Genomic DNA, 16,724 nt, shown 5'->3' on the forward strand with positions numbered 1-16,724 from the left:
TAAGATACTTTACTTACTCTTTGAGGAAAAACGACTTTGCGTTTGCGACTTAAGCGATATTCTCGAAATGAACATTTCAGCTATTTCCCAACATTTGAGAAAAATGAAGGACAGAAATTTATTGCAAACGGAAAGAGAAGCCCAAACCATTTTTTACTCACTAACCCCTGAATATTCAACATTATTAAATCCGTTTTTTGAAATACTCGATAAAAACAAAGTTTTAGAAACGATATGAAACGTGAGAACAAATTAATTGGTGCAGGTTTACTTGCTGCTATTACAGCTTCATTATGTTGTATTACACCCGTTTTGGCTTTAATCGCTGGAACAAGTGGAATTGCCTCAACATTTTCTTGGCTTGAGCCTTTTAGACCTTATCTAATCGGGCTAACAATTTTAGTGCTCGGCTTTGCTTGGTATCAAAAACTAAAACCTCAAAAAGAAATTGATTGCGAATGTGAAACAGACGAAAAACCAAAATTTATACAATCAAAAAAGTTTTTAGGAATTGTAACTGTATTTGCAATTATAATGCTGGCATTTCCATATTATTCATTCATTTTTTATCCAGATAATAAAAAAGAAGTAGTCATTGTAAACCAATCAAATATTCAAACTGTAAACTTTAATGTTCAAGGAATGACTTGTTCTGGCTGTGAAGAAAGCATAAAACACGCTGTAAATGAATTGGACGGTATTATAAATGTAACCCCTTCGTATGAAAAGGGAAATGCCATCGTAGAGTTTGATAAGTCTAAAACCTCTAAAGTGGCTATTGAAAAGGCAATTAATTCAACAGGATACAAAGTTATAAAAGATAAATAAACGCAAAATTACCCATTATGAAAAAACTATCAATAGTGCCTATTTTGGCTTTAATGCTGTTTTCTTTTCAGGCCAAATCACAAAGTAAGGAGGTTACAAATCAAGTTGTGGAAGTAGCTTCAAAGAAACATAATGCAATCACGGTGAAATTTAAAATTACAGGCATTACTTGTGCTGGATGTTCCAATGCTATTTATAATGCATTAAAGGAAGTAGATGGTGTTTTGGAACATTCGGTTGAATACCCTGGAGATATTGCTGTTATTGAGTTTGATGGTTCAAAAACAAGTATCAAAGCCCTAAAACTTATCATAGAAAAGAAAGGGTTTAAGGCCGAAGTAATTAAAGGGTAGGTCTAATTTTTAATAAGTAAACAGTACCGATTTCAATGAAAAATACAGCTAAAATGAAAATCAAAATGCCTCAAAATAGAGAAATCATTACATTGGAAATCGAGGGTATGACCTGTGAAGGTTGTGCAACACATATCGAAAAGGATATGAACGCAACTGAAGGAGTTTTAAGTTCCACAGTTAACCACGAAACCGGAAAAGGCGAATTTAATTTTGATGCTGATAAGATGAGTAAGGCAAATGTAATAGATGCTATAAACAGCGTTGGTGATTATTCGGTTGTAAATAATGTCGACGAGGAAGAGGTTTCCGCTGTAAATTCCAAAGGCCAAAATCAATTCGATTTAATAATTATTGGTGGTGGTTCAGCTGCATTTTCAGCAGCCATTAAAGCTGAAGGTTTAGGGCTCACAACACTTATGGTAAATGCAGGATTAGATTTTGGTGGCACTTGCGTAAATGTGGGTTGTGTACCGTCTAAAAACCTTATTCGGGCTGCCGAAACGGTACGTCTCGCTACGCATTCCAATTTTAAGGGTATAAAACCTAAAGGAGCAGACATTGATTTTACACAAACCATAAAAGATAAAAAAGCATTGGTTGCTTCACTTCAGCAACAAAAATATATGGATGTGGTAAGTGATTTTGAAAACCTGATAATGCGTACAGGTTGGGCTGAACTTGTTGATAATAAAACAATCCTTGTGGATGGAAAAGACACCTACACAGCAACCAACATTCTAATGGCAACAGGAGCAACTACCAATATTCCAAATATTGAAGGACTGAATGAGGTTGGTTATTTAACCAATGTGACCTTGTTCGATTTAGAGGAAAAACCTGAAAGTTTGACCATTATGGGAGCTGGTTATATTGGTTTGGAAATTGCGATGGCTTACAACAGATTGGGTGTAAAAGTATGTATCATTGAATTCACCGACAGGCCATTACGCAGTCAAACAAAAGATATTACAGATGTTTTGGTAGAACAAATGAAAAGTGAAGGGATTGAAATCCTTCCAAACTTTAGAGCGTTTAAATTTGAAAAGAAAGGTAACGATACAATTATTCATTGTAATTGTCCTGATGGTTCCACAACTCAAATTGTTGAAAAAGGACATATTGTGGTGGCTACAGGGACGAAGCCTAACACCTCTAAATTAGGGCTTGAGAATATTGGCCTAAAGTTAACAGAAAGCGGCCATATTATTGTAAATGAAAAAATGGAAACCAATATTTCCAATATTTATGCAGCAGGAGATGTCACCATTACACCGGCATTTGTTTATACAGCAGCAACCGAAGGTAGTACAGCAGTGAACAATGCGTTTTCATCAACAAAAACAAGTATTGATTATTCATCATTACCTTGGGTAGTATTTACAGACCCTCAAATCGCAGGAGCAGGTATAGATGAAATTGAAGCAGAAAAAAAGGGAATTCCTTTTGAAGTCAGTAAACTTGATTTAATTTACGTTCCAAGAGCCTTGGCAGCTCAAGATACCAGAGGGTTCATAAAACTGATACGCAACACTGAAACCGATAAATTAATAGGTGCAAGAGTAGTTGCACCTGAAGGTGGTGAACTGATACAACAATTGAGTATGGCTATTAAATTTGGAATCACTGTAAAAGATTTAGCAGAAAGCTTTTATCCATATTTAACTTTAGGAGAATCTGTTAAACTGGCAGCGATTACCTTTGGGAAAGATGTTTCCAAATTAAGTTGCTGCGCGAGTTAAGTTTGAGTTATGAAAAGAGAACAGCATAAATTACCTACTGATTTAATCTTGGATATTAAATCCAGATTAAAAACTTTGAGTGGTCAAATAAACGGTATTGTTAAAATGCTTGATGAGGGAAAGGACCCCGAGCAAATCAACATTCAGTTCAAATCTATTGATAAAGGCATTCAAAAAGCACATTACTTACTGTTGGATGAAGTTTATCGAAAAGCGCTTGCTATTGGAATTGTAAAGGCTGTGGACTCTTGCCCAGGCAATTGTGGCAATGAAGATAAAATTGAATATTTAAAAAGTGAATTCCCCAATTTGGAATTATCCGATTTGACCAATCGCTTAAAAGAAATCCAAACCATTGAAACCAGATTAAAAAACTACAACGAAAAAAAAGGTTAAAAAAGTTTGGTGACCCCCTACCTTACGTTCTCATCTTTGTTCCATTATTAATTTAAACTTAAATAAGATGAAACGACAAATCGAGATTTTTACAGCAGGTTGCCCAGTATGCGAGCCTGTGGTACAATTAGTAAAGGAGACAGCAGGAAAGGACTGCGAAATCACACTTCACAATCTGTCCGAGCAATGCGAAAGTAAAATCTGTGTTTCAAAAATGAAGGAATATGGGGTTACAAGAGTTCCTGCAATTGCAGTTAACGGGGAGTTATTGAATTGCTGCACCAACATCGAAATCACAAAAGATGATTTGGCAAACGCGGGAATAGGAAGCTGTTAGGTATGGCAATTAATAAATTGAACAAAAAAGCATCTATGGGGACTGCTGTATTTTCAGCAGTTTCCCTTAAACTATGCTGCTGGGGTCCTTTGCTACTTACAAGTGTAGTTGGTATTAGTGGGAGTTCTGTGTATTTTTCCTGGCTCGTCACATTGAAACCTTATCTGTTGGTCATAGCATTTTTGTCATTGGGATTGGCTTTTTTTCAGGTTTATAAAAAAAAGGGAGGGGAAGATTGTAGCAATTGTGAAACTGATAAGCCATCATTTTTTAAATCGAAATTCTATTTGTGGTTGGTTACAGCGTTTGTTGTTGTAATGACATTGGTTTCTTATTATCCACAAATATTTCACTCAACGACCACAAAAGAACTTGTTGCAACAAACAATACCGATATTCAAACTGTAAAGTTGAATATTGAAGGAATGGTATGTTCGGGTTGTGAAGAAAACATCAGCCATTCGGTAAACAAAATTGATGGGGTTACAAATGTATCTACGTCTTATGAAGAAGGGGCTTCAATTATAGAATTTGATACCACTAAAACGAATGTCGATGAGATAAAAAAGGCCATTGAGTCAAAAGGGTATTTGATTACAATTACTAAAGACCGATAGACACGTTCCCATTGTGATGATAAGAGACATAAATCGTAAATGACCTATTCCAATTGGTTAGTAATAATTTGTGAAGAGCAAATTCTACAAATCATTCAGCATATTACGTAACATATTAAAGTCTTTAAATCCTGAAATTTGTAACATACAATTAAGAATGGGTTTATGGAGACAATCAACATATTTGAAACCAAAGAAAAGAATACTAAAAAAGGAATAAAGGAATCATTCCCTGTTACGGGAATGACTTGTGCATCTTGTGCAGCAAGTGTTGAATCTGTATTAAAACACACGGAAGGTGTGTTTGATGCAAGTGTTAATTTTGCCAATAGTTCCGTTCTTGTGGAATATGACAAGGAGTTGAGTCCAAATCAACTTCAAAACGCGCTTCGTGAGGTTGGTTATGATATTATTATAGATGCCGAAGACCCTTCGGAAGCACAACAAGAACTTCAAAAAAAGCATTATCAGGACATAAAAAACCGTACTATCTGGTCGGCTATCCTTACGCTACCCATTTTTGTGCTGGGAATGTTCTATATGCAATGGGAACCAGGGAAGTGGATTTCTTTGGTATTGGCCTTTCCTATACTCTTTTGGTTTGGGCGTAGTTTTTTTAGCAACGCGTTAAAGCAGGCCAAACACGGTAAAGCAAATATGGATACCTTGGTGGCTTTGAGTACCGGAATCGCTTTCCTCTTTAGTGTGTTCAACACCTTTTTTCCTGAATTTTGGTTAAGTCGTGGCATCGAGCCTCACGTATATTACGAAGCGGCTACGGTGATTATCACCTTTATTTCCTTGGGGAAACTATTGGAAGAAAAGGCTAAATCAAATACCTCTTCAGCCATAAAAAAACTGATGGGTCTTCAGCCTAAAACCCTTAAAATTATTGAGAACGGGGAAGAAAAGGAAATTCCTATTGCATCCGTACAAGTGGGTCAGACCATTTTGGTGCGTCCCGGAGAAAAGATTCCTGTAGATGGCGAAGTTTCCAAGGGAAGTTCGTATGTAGACGAAAGTATGATTACGGGAGAACCCGTTCCAGTTCAAAAATCCCAAGGGGAAAAGGTGTTCGCTGGCACCGTTAATCAAAAAGGAAGTTTTCAATTTACCGCTGAAAAAGTAGGTGGAGAAACCCTGCTTTCCCAAATCATAAAAATGGTTCAGCAAGCGCAAGGGAGTAAGGCACCCGTTCAAAAACTGGTCGATAAGATTGCCGGTATTTTCGTTCCTGTGGTATTGGGTATTTCCATTATAACTTTCATAGTCTGGATGTCAATAGGAGGCGATAATGCCTTTTCACAAGCCCTATTGACCTCTGTAGCCGTGTTGGTTATCGCTTGTCCGTGTGCCTTGGGCTTGGCAACACCTACCGCCATAATGGTAGGTATCGGCAAGGGAGCCGAAAATAATATTCTGATAAAGGATGCCGAAAGTTTAGAACTCGGCCATAAAGTGAATTCAGTAATCCTTGATAAAACAGGTACGATTACAGAAGGAAAACCACTGGTAACCGATATACTCTGGAAGGATAAACTTCAAAATCAAAAGGAATACAAGGAAATTCTTTTGGCTATCGAAGCACAATCAGAACATCCTTTGGCAGAAGCGGTCGTCAATCATTTGAAAGAAGAAAATATTGAACAAGCAGAAATTACTTCTTTCGAAAGCATTACAGGAAAAGGTGTAAAGGCGCAATCAGAGAAAGGTTCAAAATATTATGTAGGCAACCATAAACTAATGGTCGAAAAAGATATTCAAATAGACGCTTCTTTAATGCAAACAGCGGAAAGTCTCGAAGAAATGGCAAAAACGGTCATATTCTTTGCTAACGAACATCAAGTGCTTGCGATACTGGCCATTTCAGACAAGATTAAAGAAACTTCAAAAAAAGCCATAGCTACGCTTCAAGAAAGAGGCATCGAAGTTTTTATGCTCACGGGAGATAACAATAAAACGGCTTCTGCCGTGGCACATCAGGTAGGAATAACAAATTATCAAGGCGAAGTAATGCCTTCGGACAAAGCGGCTTTTGTCGAAAATTTACAGACGGATGGGAAGATAGTAGCAATGGTTGGCGATGGTATCAACGATTCGCACGCATTGGCGCAAGCCAATGTAAGTATTGCAATGGGTAAAGGTTCGGATATAGCAATGGATGTAGCAAAAATGACCTTGATAACATCAGATTTACAATCCATCCCCAAAGCATTGGAACTATCAAAAAGAACCGTGTTGGGCATACGCCAGAATTTGTTCTGGGCGTTCATTTACAACATCATTGGCATTCCAATTGCAGCAGGAGTTTTGTATCCCGTAAACGGTTTTTTATTGGATCCGATGATAGCAGGTGCTGCAATGGCATTCAGTAGTGTGTCTGTAGTTGCAAATAGCTTAAGACTTAAACGAATAAAACTTTAATAATAAATAAATTCAATACTATGAAAACTTTAAAATTTAAAACAAATATCAATTGTGGTGGGTGCGTATCAAAAGTCACCCCTTTTTTAAACAAACAAGAAGGTGTAGAAAGTTGGGAAGTAGATACCGCCAATCCTAATAAAATCCTAACTATCGAAAGCGATGGTGCAACCGAAGAAGATGTAAAGGCGACTTTGCAAAAAGTGGGATTTAAGGCCGAACCTGTAGATTAATACGTTTTTAATATGGCTTATATTTTTATTTCGGTTGTGATTGTTCTTTTTGCTGTTCATTTTTATAGAAAAGCAAAACGTAATAGTGTAAAGCCATTTCCAGAACATTGGCATAAATTATTGACGGATAATGTGCTGTTTTATAGAAATCTATCAAAAGACGCACAGCTAATTTTTCAGCAAAAAATGATGCTATTTTTAAGTGAGGTCTATATCGATGCTGTGCAGTTTGAACTGGAAGAGTTGGATAAGGTTTTAATTGCAGCAAGTGCCGTCATTCCAGTTTTTGGCTTCAAGGAATGGCACTACACAAATTTAAGTGGTATCCTTTTATATCCTGATAATTTTAATGAGGATATGCAATTCAGCAGTAAGGATAACTCACGGAATATTGGTGGAATAGTTGGAAATGGAAGGTTCGAGAAACAGATGATACTTTCCAAAAAAGCATTGTACCACGGCTTTAAAAACACAACTGATAAAAGTAATACTGGCATACACGAATTTGTACATCTTATAGATAAGTTGGATGATAGAACAGACGGTGTGCCAGAACGGCTAATGGAACATCAATATGCAATACCTTGGTTAAATTTAATCCATAAAGAAATGGAAGCGATAAATGATAACCACTCTGATATCAGAAAATATGGTGGCACCAATCAAGCTGAATTCTTTGCCGTTGCTTCAGAGTATTTTTTTGAACGTCCGGACTTGCTTAAAAAGAAACATCCCGAATTATACAAGATGTTGGTTAAATGTTTTAATCAGAAACTTATAGGTTCAATTGAAGTATAGTACACCTTAAGAGGTACAGTTTGCTGTAGGACAATTCAAAAGTTAACAACGCTATCTAAAGCATCATCTGCTTCTTTATGGATAAAATTTGCCTGATAATTCAGTGTAGTTTTCAAGTCACTATGCCTATATAGTTTTTGTAACATTAAAGGATGAATAGAATCACTGGCAATATTGCCAAAAGTATGTCTGGCAATGTGCATTGTAATCTTCTTGTCAATTTTTGCTTTTTTGGCAATGGATTTTAAGTTATCGTTAAATTTTTTGGTTGCCGTTTTTCTTTTATTATAAATGTCTTTTGCATCATCCAGATTGGCCTTTTTCAATTCAGGAAAAACAAAATCGGTAGCGTGTTTTTTATCATCTCTGTAGAAATCTAAAATACTTAGAACCTTATCTGGAATTTTTAAGGACAGTAGTTTTGAGTTTTTATTCATTCTATAATGAAGCCTATTGTCGTATATGTCTGACCACTTTGTCCAGAGTACATCAGTAACCCGCATTCCTGCAAAATTGAAGCTAAATAGCCAAACATTTCTTGTATGAATTTCATTGTAGGTTAGATTATCTAAAGCTTCAATAGCTCTTACCTCAATAATATTCAACCCTATTTTTGTAGTCTCAGGAAACTTGATTTTAATTTTGTCACCACCGAAAGGATATAGTTCCCTACTGACTATTTTTAGCTTTATAGCTCTGTTGAATAATAAGCGGATTAGGACAAGTATATTCATTATTGAAGTCTCAGCTAGGCTGTGCTTAACCTTGAGGTATATCATCAATTTTTTAAGAAATCGTTCATCAATTTCTTGAAATGAAAGCTGTTTAGATTTGTGATATTTTACAATATAACTAATCAATGCGCTGTCCGTAGATAGACGGTTTAACTTTTCTGCAACTTCCAGTTCGTCCAGATGTTCTTGTGCCAGTTCAAAGAAAGTTGAGGAATTCCCTGAGGCATAAATTTCTTTTTTAATCTGGTTTGCTGAAGCATCTTTATATTCGGACTGTAAATCGATAAGTGCTTTATTGGCATCAGAAAGTTGTTGTGATAATAACTTGTTTAGGCTATCGGCATTTGAATTTGATTTTTTTACCCGAAGGTTTTTCTCGTCCCATTCCTCAATATCAATATAATGACCTACATATTGATAGGTGGAACGACGGTTTTTTGTAATTCGAATAGCCAACGGATATTGCCCCTTGGTGTTCGGTTTTTTGCGTAGAACTATTTTTGCATTTGATGACATAATTGACCTGTTTTGAGTACGAAAGTCAAATCAGGTACAACATAGGTACAACATTGTGTTTTTTGCTCAATTTTTGTTGTACACTTTCTATAAAGATACGTCTTTATTAGAACTTTTGGGTACAACATATGTACAACAAATGCTGAAATCAACTGATATTAAATGACTTTAAAGAAAATGAAAAAATGACTAACTCATTGAAAATGAGTATTTTTGTGTTTCTTTGGTGCAATATACGCTAGACTTAGGATCTAGTGCCGCAAGGTGTGGGAGTTCGAGTCTCCCCGCCCGCACTAAAGCCGAAGAGAAATCTTCGGCTTTTTATTTAAAAAAAGTTTTTCTTTACGATTTTTGAACTTGGGTATAACATAGACACACCACTTTGTCTTTATTCAGAACCAAATTGGCTTTAATACTATATCTTTTCATTTGATGTCAAATCCCATTTTTACGCTGAAGATTAATAAGGCTTTAGGTATTTTAACTTTTTTCTTCGATTGAAAGTATATTGTCATACAATATAAACACAAGGTAAACTCGTAAAAATACTTCCATCAAAAGACTACGGCATAAAGCCATCGCTTCTGCCCTTACTCATTTATTCCGTTCACTTTTGAGCCAAGGTTTTATCTTCCGTTCGGGTTCTGCTCAAATACTGTTTAACCTGCCTGTCGGCAGACAGGTCAAAGAGTTAATATTATGACAACAAAAGCAAGTACCTTAATAAGCGCAACATTTATCGAAACAAGAATATGCACTGGGTAGTGCGTTGTCTTTAATGACTCACAAATTAAAAATAGGCGCAGGTACTAACCAGCTGAGGATAGCTATTACGGCTAAGCCGATTAGCACCGCGACTATGTAGAACCGACGGTTGCTCATCGATTTCATAATTATCTGTGTAAAGCAATTACTGGTGTACTCGGCAATGGGCCTAAATTTGTAATTCGTGAATGGATAATACCTAACTTTCTCCACAAATCTGGTTTTCTGTCAATAAGACACATAATGTAATCTGAATGATATCTTGCAAAGTCTTTAAGCGCCGGCGCATTTTTTATATACTCTACTTCAATCTTCTCTTCAGAGAGTTTTTCTAAATGAGAGTGAACCTTATTTTGATTAGTTTTTTGAACTTCTGAGAGTTCTTCTTTTCCAGAAAGGGTAACAATTTTTATGCATCCTTTGGCAATTTCTACCAATTCGTACCAATTGTCAAGTTCTTTTATAGGTAGATCCAGATCAAAACTTGATACCAATACAAATTTGGGTTTCTTATGCACTTTTGCAGATGCTGGAATGATCATAACGGGACATTCCCGAATATGTTCTATTATTCTCTTAGTGTTTCGGCTATATCGTATTGAATCTTTCCCTGTTTGGTCTTTCCCTGGAAGTACTACTAAATCAATATTAATATCTTTTATCGCTTTTTTCATACCTTCGATAAGGTTTGAATATTCAGAAATCGCGCTAAAGTGATGTTTGCTTTCTCGGTTGTTAAGCGCATATTTCTGAATTGTTTTACCAAGATTGTCTTCAGAATCGTGCTTAGGTTTGTCGTACCAATCACCGTCTGCCTGTAGTAGATCTATGGTGTTAAGTCCTGATATATCATAGCTGTATGTGTTCAGAAAGTAAAATTCGCATTGCTCATGTTTAAAAAAATTAATAGCATAATCAATGGCATCGTAACTATTGAATTTAAAGTCGACAGGAATTAATATCTTTTTCATCTTTTCTAAATTTTATCTGCGTTGAAATTTGGATAACCTTTGGTATATCTCATTTTTGAAAAGGGTGTACTCTTGAATGAATGAGGTATGCTTATCCCGTTTTTTTTCGTGCTCTTTGGCACGTGTTAAGTTATATTCAAATTTTCCGTATTCATATTCAGCGTTTAGTTCTTGCTCATATTTACATAGCAGTGCCAGCAGTAATGTGTTTTTCCTACGTAACCCTTGCAGAGTTAGCGCTATACTATGTTCTTTGATTAACTGTTGCACAATAATACTTAAAGAATCTATTTCTGTATTAACGTATGTAAGCGCATCGATCCAGTGATTTAGTGCTATAATATCTTTTTTAATACAAAGTCTTCGGTGCGTCTCAATCTTATTTGATAATTTAATTTCCAAAATATTGAACGCTTAAGATATCCCTTGCAATAGTGTAAACTTACCTTGTACTTTACTGAAAAACTCGTCTTTTAATCTTCGATATTTGTCCAGATGGTACAAATAGCTTCTTCTATAGCTTTCATGTTCATTTATGTATGCCATATCACACTGTGTGTCTTCGCACTCAATAATTTCACTTCGTGTGCTCATATATTTTTGAAGAGCTATTAATAGCGTGTCATTTTCAGTTTCTTTTTTCTGAAATTTTTGAACGACACTTTCATCTTCTAACCGTTGGTCTAAATTTGCATTACAAAGACCAATTAAATTATTGAGCTCTTTCTTGATGTATTTAAGATGATTGATCCAGTTATCCAGCTCGATCGTGTTTATTTTATGCGTGACATCGACATCAGTATCGTGATTGTATATTTCTATTTCAGTAGGTACCATTGTGTTTTGTTTTAAATAGGTGTTTCAATTTTATTTTGAGTTGTGTCTTGTGTCACCGTCACAATCTTAATTTTTTGAGTTCCTGAAGGAAAATCCCATTCGATCGTATCTCCTTCTGAATAACCAAAAAGAGCTGCCCCCATTGGGGTGAGGATAGATACTTTATCCAGCTTTGCGTCTTTTTCTGAAGGGATTACAAGTTGAAGGGATTTCTCCCAGCCCGTTTCAGAATACACCATAATTTTACTGTTGAATCGAATTACATCTTCTGGCATGTCTTTTTCATCTAAAACTTGCGCTTTTCTAAGTTCTTCACTTAATCGTTGTAGCGATTTCTGAGTTTCAAAATTCTCGGCATATCCTGAGATATTAAGGATTCGTTTTAAATACACATACTCTTTTTTTTCTAATATGATGCTTCCGTATTTCATTTTTGCTGTTTTTTTAATGTTATTAATTATGGAAATATACCTCGTTGGATATAGGCTTTTTCAATCCGTCTAATTGCTATACAATAGGCGGCTGTTCTTAGATCTATCTTTTCTTCTTCAGCATAATCAAACACCTTGTTGAATGATTCGCGCATTTTCTTATCGAGTTTTGCCATTACCTCGTCCAATTGCCACAGTTCACCATTTCGGTTTTGTAGCCATTCAAAATAACTGCCTACTACACCTCCAGAATTACATAGGATATCGGGGATTATGGTTACACCTCTTTCCAGTAGTATCTTCTCACCTTCGACATTGGTAGGTCCATTAGCACCTTCAGCAATAAGTTTTGCCTTGATCTTAGGGGCATTTTCTTTTGTTATTTGGTTTCCAAGTGCTGCCGGAATACAGATATCGCATTCAGTGGTAAAGAACTTTTCATTGTCAAGATCAAATGCACCGGGAAATCCAGAAACACTACCATTGTTGATTTTTGAATAATTCAAAAGATCTTCTACTTTAATACTATTGGTACTTCTAATGCTGCCAAATGCGTCTTGGACGGCTACCAATTTTGCGCCTTCTTTCTCCAAGAAATGTGATGCCCAATAACCCACGTTGCCAAATCCTTGAACGATAAATTTCTTACCCTTTAAAGTTTCTTCATGCTTCTCCGCCCAGAATTTGATGTTTAAAAATACACCGTATCCTGTAGCGCGGTCACGTCCTTCGAGACCTCCGCTACCATCGGGTTTACCTGTAACTACGTGTTGATTTGCTGTGCGTTCTGCCGGTGGTCGTGTACTCATATACGTATCTGCAATCCATGCCATCGTTTGGCTATTGGTATTGACATCTGGAGCAGGAATGTCGTGTTCCGGTCCTATGTTATCTGCCAAGGCAAAAGTGAATCTACGTGTAATACGTTCTAATTCGCTCTGTGAATATTTTGAAGGATCTAACTGGATGCCTCCTTTACCGCCACCATAAGGCAAACCGGCTAGTGAAGTTTTCCAGGTCATCCACATTGCAAGAGCTCTTGCGGCGTCTATATCTACAGTAGGGTGATAGCGCAGGCCTCCTTTATATGGCCCTAATGCGTTGTTGTGCTGTACTCTATATCCGGTAAAGATTTCCACCTCACCATTATCCATTTTTACTGGGAAATGCACGATGATTTCGTTGTTTGTGATGCTTAAGATCTTTCGGATGTTTGGGTGAAGATCAATATGGTCTGAAGCGCTATTAAACTGCTCCATCACATTATCCATCATTCCCTTTATAGGTGCTTTTTTCTGTTTCCCTTTAGGTGCTTTTGCTGTTAATGTTGTCATAGGTATAAACCGTTTTGAACGGATTTTTTTTGTGATTATTTAAAAAGTCGATTCGAGATACTTCTTTCATTGTATTTCTCGTTAATGTATCTTCTTCTTCTCTTAAGAATTTCATTTCTTTTTTGCGTATTATGATCTATTTGGGAATGTGCAGTCATAGTATTATTAGTAAAATGGATTGTTAATTAAATCTCTTCTTTTTAGCAGGTTTTGATTATTATGAAACCTGGAAGGGTTGTTATATATGGAACTGAATTGTAGTTTGTTGTTCGGATCTTTTTTACCGAATAAATATGATATTAACTTGTTACGAATCATTTTTTAATTTTTGTATTAAACCATCACCATTTCTGGCTTTTCTTTGTTTATATTGTTTATATTGATCGGAATAGTTCCTTCCTCGTACTCACTACAAGACCAGACCTGACTCTTGTCGTGGGTAATCACGCAGCTATCTCTATGGATGCAGGCGGGACAAATATTGAATGTGTTTGATTTCATATTACATTGTTCTCGTTCGATGAACTAATGGCAATCTATATGCCAGCAGGTGTGCCAGAAGTGAATTAGAAAGAAGAAACCCTTACACGGTAAGGGTTTGTGCGCTTTTGCAAAAGCTAAAGTGGATTTGTAGACTGGTACATAATTACCCGGTTGGGGTATACTGTACCGGTATAGTAGCGTTTAATCAGACAGCTTTTGCCGAATGGTTTTCCTATCAATACCTAAAATATCGGCAGCTTTCGTCTTATTGTTATTTGTGGCATTCAATACTTTTTGAATATATCTTTTTTCAATTTCCTTGAGCGGAAGTAATTCGTCTTCAGAAAAATCTATATTGTATTTTAAAGTGTCGGGGAGATCTGTTACGCCAATATGTCTATCGCACATTATGACAGCTCGTTGTATCACATTTTCAAGTTCACGGATGTTTCCCGGCCAATCATATCGCTGTAATATGGCGGAAGCCTCTGGACTTATTTTAACAAAACGATCTTTATACTCTAATCCGTATTTAAACAGAAATTTGTCCACAAGCAAAGAAATGTCTTCCTTGCGTTCCCGCAAGGGAGCTACATCAATTTCCACAACCGTAAGACGGTAATATAGATCCTCTCTAAAGGTATCTTTTTTAATCATTTCCTTCAGGTCGCTGTTGGTGGCTGCAATAATACGAACATCAATTTTATCTGCCTTTTGTGCACCAACTTTTACCACTTCTTTTTCTTGAAGCACACGTAATAATCGCGTCTGTACAGCCTTTGAAGCGTTACCTATTTCATCCAAAAAAATCGTTCCACTATTTGCTGCCTGAAAAAAACCCTCTCGGTTATTTTCAGCTCCTGTAAATGCACCTTTAGTGTAGCCAAAAAGTTCCGATTCTAATAAATTTTCAGGAATACCACCACAGTTAACCGCGACAAATGGTGCTCGAGAAAATTTTCCTTGATAATGGATAGCGCGCGCTACAAGTTCTTTACCCGTTCCACTTTCCCCTTTTATAAAAATGGTGGCCTTATTATCCTTTACCCGTTCAATAATTTGAATGACCTCATTTATTTTTTCTGAATTACCGATAATATCACCGTAAGCATCACCCTTTTGATCTATTGCTTTTGCTGAAACAGGCTTTTTAGAGCTAATGTCTTTACTACCCAAAGATTTCTCGATAGCACTACTAAGTTCTTCTTTGGTAAAAGGTTTGGTTAAATAATCGACCACACCAGATTTTATGGCGGACAGCGAATCTTGAACAGATGGATAACCAGTAATCACAAGTTTGGGTAAGGCAGGATAGTGTTCTGATACAAATTTGATAAGTTCGGTGCCGTCTATCTCTGGCATTTTCAAGTCGGTAATAAGTAAGTCAATCTTTGTATCTCGAAGTATTTGAACAGCTTCCTTTACTGAAACAGCTTTATAAGAGTGAAAATTCCATGATTGTAAATGACGTTGCAACAGTTCCAAAATATGGATGTCATCATCTACTATTAGTATATTCTCTTTTTTAAACTGCATTGGATTATAAATGTATTAAGTTTTTGGAAGTTTAACCGTAAACGTTGCACCCTTTTTTAAGTTATTCTCAACGACAATAGATCCTTTATGGCTTGCTACGATACCATGCACTACACTCAATCCAAGACCAGAACCGTCGCCTGTTGGTTTCGTAGTAAAGAATGGCTGGAACACTTTTTCAAGCGCCTCATTTGATAGCCCGGGGCCTTCATCGATGATTTTTAAAGTGATGAGATCCTTAGTTTGGGATGCTTCAATTGTTACTAATCCATTTTTTGGTGAGAAGTATATAGCATTGATAATTAAGTTGAAAATAATTTGAGTTAGCTGAATTGTGTCTGCTTTTAGCATTAATTCTTCCTCTTCAATTTTTACAAGGTGTTTAACATTAGCTTTTTTAAAGGAAGCATCGAGTAGCGCCAAGGCATTTTTTATTCTCGGCACTAGATTTACCCGTTTCATTTCTTGAGGCATCTCACAGGCAAAGAACATCAGTTTTTTAACCACTTCACGTGAAAAGATTGCATTTTCAATAACTTTATCCAGGTCTTCCGAAACTTTTTTGTCGGTTTTAAAATTATCTTTTAAAAGTTCTGCAAAGCCCAATATGTTGGCGAGCGGTGTATTGAGTTCGTGTGCAATACCAGCAGTGATTTCGCCCAAGATGGAAAGCCGGTCTGCCCGTTCCATTTGGCGTTTTAGAGAAGTTTCGTTTTGCTGAATTTCAATACGTTCTAAAAGGTTTCCAATTTTTAGTGCTACACTATCAAGTAGTTGCTGCTCTTCTTTTAAGAAAGAGCTTTTGTCATCCTTTAAAGAGGCGATAACCTTCCCGTCAGGGGCATTAAAAACGTGGATACGAGAGCTAATTTGAAGCATTTCATTCAATGCTTCGGTTTCAAATGATGCCATAGAGGTTATAATAGAAATTTCGGTTTTTTTAGGAAATTGAAATCCTTTTTTTAGACTTAGTGAAATCGCTTTGAGGGTTTCTTGCAATTGATCAGCGTCTGCATTTACGATAATGGAAGATATGTCATAGAGGCAGGTTAGCTCTTTGATCCTTTCTTTTAGAGTTTGTTCTGTAGTAGTTAGTTGTTTCATAGCTATTATTGTGATAGCACAAGCATTATTTATAGACTCAATTTAATTCTATTTTCAAGAAATTTAGGCATCCTTTAAATACACCTTTATTGTCAAGTTATGTTGTTCGCAATTTTTTTAAAAATACGAAATTGTGAGAGGTATAGTCATTAAGCATATATAAATTAAATCATCTATTAGGAATACACCGGAATAACGATTCAAGGTCTTGGTTACGATTATTTTTTTATCATATCATTCAATAATCAATTGTTGATCGGCTTGAACATACAATATCAGTTATTT

Annotated in this window: 19 protein-coding genes; 10 read left to right on the forward strand and 9 right to left on the reverse strand. The window is 36.1% G+C overall.

Annotated features, from left to right (window positions below):
- The 10 genes from DWA30_RS07725 to DWA30_RS07770 all read left to right on the forward strand — a co-directional run.
- Positions 1–238 (forward strand): ArsR/SmtB family transcription factor (locus DWA30_RS07725; protein WP_136073175.1); only part of this gene is annotated, 238 nt, incomplete at its 5' end.
- Positions 235–828: a mercuric transport protein MerTP gene (merTP, locus tag DWA30_RS07730; protein ID WP_114491966.1), complete on the forward strand. Its 594-nt coding sequence runs from the start codon at positions 235–237 to the stop codon at positions 826–828. The genes DWA30_RS07725 and merTP, both read left to right, overlap by 4 nt.
- A 17-nt stretch (positions 829–845) precedes the next feature.
- Positions 846–1,181 (forward strand): heavy-metal-associated domain-containing protein, encoded by a 336-nt coding sequence (locus tag DWA30_RS07735; protein WP_114491967.1) that lies wholly within the window; start codon positions 846–848, stop codon positions 1,179–1,181.
- 35 nt (positions 1,182–1,216) lie between these two features.
- Entirely contained in the window at positions 1,217–2,923 is a 1,707-nt protein-coding gene (merA, locus tag DWA30_RS07740) for a mercury(II) reductase (RefSeq protein ID WP_210725397.1), read from the forward strand.
- A gap of 9 nt (positions 2,924–2,932) precedes the next feature.
- Positions 2,933–3,319, forward strand: coding sequence for a metal-sensing transcriptional repressor (locus DWA30_RS07745; protein ID WP_114491968.1), 387 nt, complete (start codon positions 2,933–2,935; stop codon positions 3,317–3,319).
- Positions 3,320–3,386: 67 nt separating this feature from the next.
- On the forward strand, positions 3,387–3,656 hold the full coding sequence (locus DWA30_RS07750; RefSeq protein ID WP_114491969.1) for a thioredoxin family protein: 270 nt from the start codon (positions 3,387–3,389) through the stop codon (positions 3,654–3,656).
- 2 nt (positions 3,657–3,658) lie between these two features.
- Positions 3,659–4,273, forward strand: coding sequence for a cation transporter (locus DWA30_RS07755; RefSeq protein WP_114491970.1), 615 nt, complete (start codon positions 3,659–3,661; stop codon positions 4,271–4,273).
- A gap of 165 nt (positions 4,274–4,438) precedes the next feature.
- Positions 4,439–6,697: a heavy metal translocating P-type ATPase gene (locus DWA30_RS07760; protein ID WP_114491971.1), complete on the forward strand. Its 2,259-nt coding sequence runs from the start codon at positions 4,439–4,441 to the stop codon at positions 6,695–6,697.
- A 20-nt stretch (positions 6,698–6,717) separates the two neighbouring features.
- Entirely contained in the window at positions 6,718–6,930 is a 213-nt protein-coding gene (locus tag DWA30_RS07765) for a heavy-metal-associated domain-containing protein (protein WP_114491972.1), read from the forward strand.
- 12 nt (positions 6,931–6,942) lie between these two features.
- Positions 6,943–7,728, forward strand: coding sequence for a M90 family metallopeptidase (locus DWA30_RS07770; RefSeq protein WP_114491973.1), 786 nt, complete (start codon positions 6,943–6,945; stop codon positions 7,726–7,728).
- Positions 7,729–7,763: 35 nt separating this feature from the next.
- Here DWA30_RS07770 and DWA30_RS07775 read toward each other — a convergent pair whose 3' ends face one another.
- The 9 genes from DWA30_RS07775 to DWA30_RS07810 form a co-directional block, all read right to left on the reverse strand.
- Positions 7,764–8,978, reverse strand: coding sequence for a site-specific integrase (locus tag DWA30_RS07775; RefSeq protein WP_114491974.1), 1,215 nt, complete (start codon positions 8,976–8,978; stop codon positions 7,764–7,766).
- 893 nt (positions 8,979–9,871) lie between these two features.
- Positions 9,872–10,714 (reverse strand): universal stress protein, encoded by an 843-nt coding sequence (locus DWA30_RS07780; RefSeq protein WP_114491975.1) that lies wholly within the window; start codon positions 10,712–10,714, stop codon positions 9,872–9,874.
- Between the two features lie 12 nt (positions 10,715–10,726).
- Complete coding sequence (locus tag DWA30_RS07785) at positions 10,727–11,116, reverse strand: hypothetical protein (RefSeq protein ID WP_114491976.1); 390 nt, start codon at positions 11,114–11,116, stop codon at positions 10,727–10,729.
- Positions 11,117–11,128: 12 nt separating this feature from the next.
- The gene (locus DWA30_RS07790) at positions 11,129–11,551 is read right to left on the reverse strand and encodes a hypothetical protein (protein ID WP_114491977.1); all 423 of its coding nucleotides are present in this window, start codon (positions 11,549–11,551) and stop codon (positions 11,129–11,131) included.
- A gap of 11 nt (positions 11,552–11,562) precedes the next feature.
- On the reverse strand, positions 11,563–11,982 hold the full coding sequence (locus DWA30_RS07795; protein ID WP_114491978.1) for a GreA/GreB family elongation factor: 420 nt from the start codon (positions 11,980–11,982) through the stop codon (positions 11,563–11,565).
- A 26-nt stretch (positions 11,983–12,008) separates the two neighbouring features.
- Positions 12,009–13,316 carry a Glu/Leu/Phe/Val family dehydrogenase gene (locus tag DWA30_RS07800; RefSeq protein ID WP_114491979.1) on the reverse strand — a complete coding sequence of 436 codons (1,308 nt, stop codon included), beginning with the start codon at positions 13,314–13,316 and terminating at the stop codon, positions 12,009–12,011.
- Entirely contained in the window at positions 13,288–13,431 is a 144-nt protein-coding gene (locus DWA30_RS13305) for a hypothetical protein (protein WP_168421753.1), read from the reverse strand. Before DWA30_RS13305 ends, DWA30_RS07800 begins: the two co-directional genes overlap by 29 nt.
- A gap of 569 nt (positions 13,432–14,000) precedes the next feature.
- A complete protein-coding gene (locus DWA30_RS07805) occupies positions 14,001–15,335 on the reverse strand; it encodes a sigma-54-dependent transcriptional regulator (RefSeq protein ID WP_114491980.1) in 1,335 nt (444 codons plus the stop codon).
- 15 nt (positions 15,336–15,350) lie between these two features.
- Positions 15,351–16,439 (reverse strand): sensor histidine kinase, encoded by a 1,089-nt coding sequence (locus tag DWA30_RS07810; RefSeq protein ID WP_114491981.1) that lies wholly within the window; start codon positions 16,437–16,439, stop codon positions 15,351–15,353.
- Between the last annotated feature and the right edge of the window lie 285 nt (positions 16,440–16,724).

Origin of the sequence: Candidatus Ulvibacter alkanivorans, from assembly GCF_003333325.1 — a bacterium.
Taxonomy (GTDB): Bacteria; Bacteroidota; Bacteroidia; order Flavobacteriales; family Flavobacteriaceae; genus Ulvibacter_A; species Ulvibacter_A alkanivorans.

What these genes read in the sequence shown, in the direction of transcription:
- DWA30_RS07735 (WP_114491967.1), top strand. Translation starts at nt 846, where the DNA reads ATGAAAAAACTATCAATAGTGCCTATTTTGGCTTTAATGCTGTTTTCT.
- DWA30_RS07775 (WP_114491974.1), bottom strand. Translation starts at nt 8,978, where the DNA reads ATGTCATCAAATGCAAAAATAGTTCTACGCAAAAAACCGAACACCAAG.
- DWA30_RS07760 (WP_114491971.1), top strand. Translation starts at nt 4,439, where the DNA reads ATGGAGACAATCAACATATTTGAAACCAAAGAAAAGAATACTAAAAAA.
- DWA30_RS07755 (WP_114491970.1), top strand. Translation starts at nt 3,659, where the DNA reads ATGGCAATTAATAAATTGAACAAAAAAGCATCTATGGGGACTGCTGTA.
- DWA30_RS07790 (WP_114491977.1), bottom strand. Translation starts at nt 11,551, where the DNA reads ATGGTACCTACTGAAATAGAAATATACAATCACGATACTGATGTCGAT.
- DWA30_RS07745 (WP_114491968.1), top strand. Translation starts at nt 2,933, where the DNA reads ATGAAAAGAGAACAGCATAAATTACCTACTGATTTAATCTTGGATATT.
- DWA30_RS07795 (WP_114491978.1), bottom strand. Translation starts at nt 11,982, where the DNA reads ATGAAATACGGAAGCATCATATTAGAAAAAAAAGAGTATGTGTATTTA.
- DWA30_RS07810 (WP_114491981.1), bottom strand. Translation starts at nt 16,439, where the DNA reads ATGAAACAACTAACTACTACAGAACAAACTCTAAAAGAAAGGATCAAA.
- merTP (WP_114491966.1), top strand. Translation starts at nt 235, where the DNA reads ATGAAACGTGAGAACAAATTAATTGGTGCAGGTTTACTTGCTGCTATT.
- DWA30_RS07805 (WP_114491980.1), bottom strand. Translation starts at nt 15,335, where the DNA reads ATGCAGTTTAAAAAAGAGAATATACTAATAGTAGATGATGACATCCAT.
- DWA30_RS13305 (WP_168421753.1), bottom strand. Translation starts at nt 13,431, where the DNA reads ATGAAATTCTTAAGAGAAGAAGAAGATACATTAACGAGAAATACAATG.
- DWA30_RS07770 (WP_114491973.1), top strand. Translation starts at nt 6,943, where the DNA reads ATGGCTTATATTTTTATTTCGGTTGTGATTGTTCTTTTTGCTGTTCAT.
- DWA30_RS07765 (WP_114491972.1), top strand. Translation starts at nt 6,718, where the DNA reads ATGAAAACTTTAAAATTTAAAACAAATATCAATTGTGGTGGGTGCGTA.
- DWA30_RS07780 (WP_114491975.1), bottom strand. Translation starts at nt 10,714, where the DNA reads ATGAAAAAGATATTAATTCCTGTCGACTTTAAATTCAATAGTTACGAT.
- merA (WP_210725397.1), top strand. Translation starts at nt 1,217, where the DNA reads ATGAAAAATACAGCTAAAATGAAAATCAAAATGCCTCAAAATAGAGAA.
- DWA30_RS07750 (WP_114491969.1), top strand. Translation starts at nt 3,387, where the DNA reads ATGAAACGACAAATCGAGATTTTTACAGCAGGTTGCCCAGTATGCGAG.
- DWA30_RS07800 (WP_114491979.1), bottom strand. Translation starts at nt 13,316, where the DNA reads ATGACAACATTAACAGCAAAAGCACCTAAAGGGAAACAGAAAAAAGCA.